Raw genomic sequence first — 3290 nt, forward strand, 5'->3', positions numbered from 1 at the left:
CGAAGGCAACAAGGGCGTGCTCTCAGCTGCGCGCATCGAGAACCGGGTGTTCGTCGCCATCGTGGTGGTGATGTTCGCCGGCATCCCCTTTATCGACGTGGATCTCAACACCATCCGCTACGACAGCGCGCGCTCGGCGCAGTGCCAGGTCAGCGTGCCACAACCCTCGGCGACCGGCTGGTCGCAGTCTTTCAGCACGCTCAACAACCAATCGGCGAAGGTGCCGGTCTGGTGGGCCTTCATGCACGCGCTCTCGCGCGCCGTCACAGGGGCCTCGGTGGCAGCGATCCCATGCGGCACAGACCTGCGGCAAATGAGGATGGAGATCGACGCGACGCGCATCGACGACCCGGTGCTGGCTCAGGAAGTGGCGGATTTCTCGCGAGACTGCTACGGGCCGGCGCGCGCCAAGCTGTTCATGCAGCGCCCAAACCTCGATGAGGCGCAGATGCACGACGTGACCTGGATCGGGTCGAGGTTTTTCACGGACACCGGCGGCTACTACGATAGCTACCGCTCCAGCACACCACGCGATGACTGGCCCTACGACAGCACCCGCGACGCGGGGCTTGCGCAGGTGGCCAGTGGTGGCGGTTATCCGTCCTGCAGGCAGTGGTGGGCCGATGGCAGCAATGGCCTGCGCGCACGCCTGCTGGGGCAGGTAGACCCAAGCCTGCTGAATCGCTTGGCGGGCTGGGCCGGCTTTCTGAGCCGAGCCGAGGTGGACGACTCGGTGATCCGCACCATCGCCTCGCCGAGGCAGCAGAAACTGAACCAGGGCAGCGTCTATACCGACTACGGCGGCCAGATCGACAAGACCCTGCCGAACATCGTAACGCGGGCCACTGGCGACGTCGGCATGGCCGTCGGGGCGATTGCCGCGTTTCCGGCCATGGACGTGGTGCGCCAGGCGTTACCCATGGTGCTCGCCTTGCTCAAGATGGCGCTGGTCATCTGCATCCCGCTGGTGCTGGTTGTGGGCACCTACGACCTGAAGACCGTCGTTACTGTGAGCGTCGTGCAGTTCGCGCTGTTCTTCGTCGATTTCTGGTTCCAGCTCGCACGCTGGATCGACAGCACCATCCTCGATGCGCTCTATGGCTGGGGCTTCGGTTGGAACCGGCCACACGCCAACTTCGATCCACTGGTGGGGCTGAACAACGCCTTTGGGGATCTGCTGTTGAACTTCGTCACGGGGACGATGTTCCTTGTACTGCCGGGATTCTGGCTCGCGAGTCTTACCTGGGTTGGAATTCGAGCCGGGCACGCCATCCAGGGGCTTTCAGACGGCAGCAAGAGCGCTGGCCAAGCGGGCGGTAAGGGTGCAGGGGCGCTTGCCGGAGGTAAGCTGAAGTAGCGCAAGGCCGGTCAGTCGTCGGTGTATAGCTCGTGGGACGTGTCGTTGTACAGATTCGGATCGTAGCCCGGCGTCTTGCGCAATTCTGTGAGATCGGTGAAAGACCACTCGTCGTCATCCGAGGTATTGGCAGCAGCAGCCCATCCTGCCGCCACAACGCCCAGCAACACGAGGGCGAACCAGAACGCAACGTATAGCAGCAGCCCCAGCACAGCCAGCTTGACCGCCCACAGCAGCACGGTGGTGCCGGCCACCGGCACTCCCTTGGATACCAACCAGCTCGATGTGCGCCGCTCGCCCCGCGCATAAGCGCGCCATCCACGGCCAAGGGTACGTCCGAGGCGTTCTGCGGTGCTGGTGCGAGAAGTGGTGTTCACGGTCGTCTCCTGCTACATGAGGAATGCCTATTCCAGTTTGCTCCAATCCTGCTTGCTTGACTCTACCAATGCGCTCCAGTCGTCCGGCGGGTTCCCGCGCCCGAGCATCTTCTCGAACACGGCATAGGGGTCTGATTTGCTCCCCGAAGACCGCAGGGTCTGCTCATCGTTGACCCAGGCGTACACGATGATCTTGGCCTTCGAGTCGTAGCGGAAGAACAGCCTGTATCGCCTTCCGAGCTTGGCTCGCCGCCAGTGGCGATAGACCGGCCCCATGGTATTGCCTTGACGGTACTCGTCGCGTGCTGGATCACTCGGCACCACATCCTGTATCAACTGAACCAAGGCCCGGAAGAACTTGACGTTGGCGTTCGATCCAAACCCTTCCGGGTCGTTCTCCTGGGCGCGCAGCACAGCCGCACGCAGCTTCATCATCTGCTCGATCAGGTTGTCGTGGAACAGCAGTGTCCAGCCATGCTGTCGCATCAGATTTCCACGTCCTCATTGAAATCATCGCCCAGCTCCACCTTGTGGCCCGCGTGCTCCAGCATGGTGCGAGCCAAATCCTCGGGCAGGCCGCGCACATTCCGGCCCGCTTCAATGTCGTGGGCCAGCAGGGTCAGGAACGCGGCAATGGCAGGGTCCTCGTGCTCGGCATCGGCGCGGGTCACGATGACTTCACTGCCACGAAGCTCGAACGCGAGCTTGCTGCCGGTATCGGCACCCAGCGCCTGCCGGATGGATTTGGGCAGCGTGATCTGACCTTTGGAGGTCAGCGTGGCAACTTCGTGAATGGCAGGCATGGCGGCTCTCCTGATCGCAATGCCTGTATTGTAAGGAAATATCCTTACTTCGTCAATCTGTGGTCTCACCGCGGCTCTCCAGCATCCAACAATGGATCGCATCGTAGAGCGGGAACAGCCAGCCTTCCCGCATCAATCCGGCCCCGCCATACCCGCATTGACGATGGACGACACATGCTCACCGCTCTATATCCAAAGGCTTCTAAAGGCCAAAAGGTCAAGGGGGCAAGGGAATGGGGTGCAAGGGGAAAGGCCCTACCCGAAAAGGCGAAAAGGCCTCCCGCTTGGCCAGCCACCAGGAAATCCATATGCTCTCTCTGTTCCAGCGGAAACGGCCTGCGGTCGCTGCCGCTCCATCGCCAGCACCCACCACCGACCTCCCGAAAGGGCTGATCTGGCCGGAATCGGCCGCATCGCTGCTGGCGACACCGCGCCGGCAGAAGCTGCTGGAACACATCTGGCAGCGCACCTCGCTCTCGCGCAAGCAGTTCGCCGCGCTGTACCGTGCGCCGCTGGAACGTTATGCCGAGCTGGTCCAGGCTTTCCCTGCCTCCGAAGCGCATCACCATGCCTACCCAGGCGGCATGCTCGACCACGGTCTGGAAATCGTTGCCTACAGCCTGAAGCTGCGCCAGTCTCATCTGCTGCCCATCGGCGCCAGCCCGGAAGACCAAGCTGCGCAAGCCGAAGCGTGGACTGCTGCCATCGCCTACGCCGCCCTGCTGCACGACATCGGCAAGATCGCCGTCGATC

At 62.6% G+C, this 3290-nt stretch carries 5 protein-coding genes; 2 read left to right on the forward strand and 3 right to left on the reverse strand.

The annotated features are described in order from the left end of the window. Nucleotides 1–1357 (forward strand): conjugal transfer protein TraG N-terminal domain-containing protein (locus tag BRO63_RS04960; RefSeq protein ID WP_088138683.1); only part of this gene is annotated, 1357 nt, incomplete at its 5' end. 11 nt (nucleotides 1358–1368) lie between these two features. On the opposite strand, the gene BRO63_RS04965 is transcribed toward BRO63_RS04960, so the two are convergent. The 3 genes from BRO63_RS04965 to BRO63_RS04975 are packed head-to-tail and all read right to left on the reverse strand — an operon-like array spanning nucleotide 1369 to nucleotide 2537. Further along, on the reverse strand, nucleotides 1369–1734 hold the full coding sequence (locus tag BRO63_RS04965; protein ID WP_033981964.1) for a DUF3742 family protein: 366 nt from the start codon (nucleotides 1732–1734) through the stop codon (nucleotides 1369–1371). 27 nt (nucleotides 1735–1761) lie between these two features. After that, the gene (locus BRO63_RS04970; protein WP_033981966.1) at nucleotides 1762–2220 is read right to left on the reverse strand and encodes a type II toxin-antitoxin system YhaV family toxin; all 459 of its coding nucleotides are present in this window, start codon (nucleotides 2218–2220) and stop codon (nucleotides 1762–1764) included. Beyond that, entirely contained in the window at nucleotides 2220–2537 is a 318-nt protein-coding gene (locus BRO63_RS04975; RefSeq protein WP_033981967.1) for a type II toxin-antitoxin system PrlF family antitoxin, read from the reverse strand. Before BRO63_RS04975 ends, BRO63_RS04970 begins: the two co-directional genes overlap by 1 nt. 308 nt (nucleotides 2538–2845) lie before the next feature. On the opposite strand from BRO63_RS04975, the gene BRO63_RS04980 reads away from it, so the two are divergent. After that, nucleotides 2846–3290 (forward strand): TraI domain-containing protein (locus tag BRO63_RS04980; protein ID WP_179215037.1); only part of this gene is annotated, 445 nt, incomplete at its 3' end.

This window comes from Achromobacter xylosoxidans (assembly GCF_002192695.1).
GTDB classification, from domain to species: domain Bacteria; phylum Pseudomonadota; class Gammaproteobacteria; order Burkholderiales; family Burkholderiaceae_B; genus Achromobacter; species Achromobacter xylosoxidans_C.

Coding starts and splice junctions, on each gene's coding strand:
- BRO63_RS04970 (WP_033981966.1), bottom strand. CDS start 2,220: ATGCGACAGCATGGCTGGACACTGCTGTTCCACGACAACCTGATCGAG.
- BRO63_RS04975 (WP_033981967.1), bottom strand. CDS start 2,537: ATGCCTGCCATTCACGAAGTTGCCACGCTGACCTCCAAAGGTCAGATC.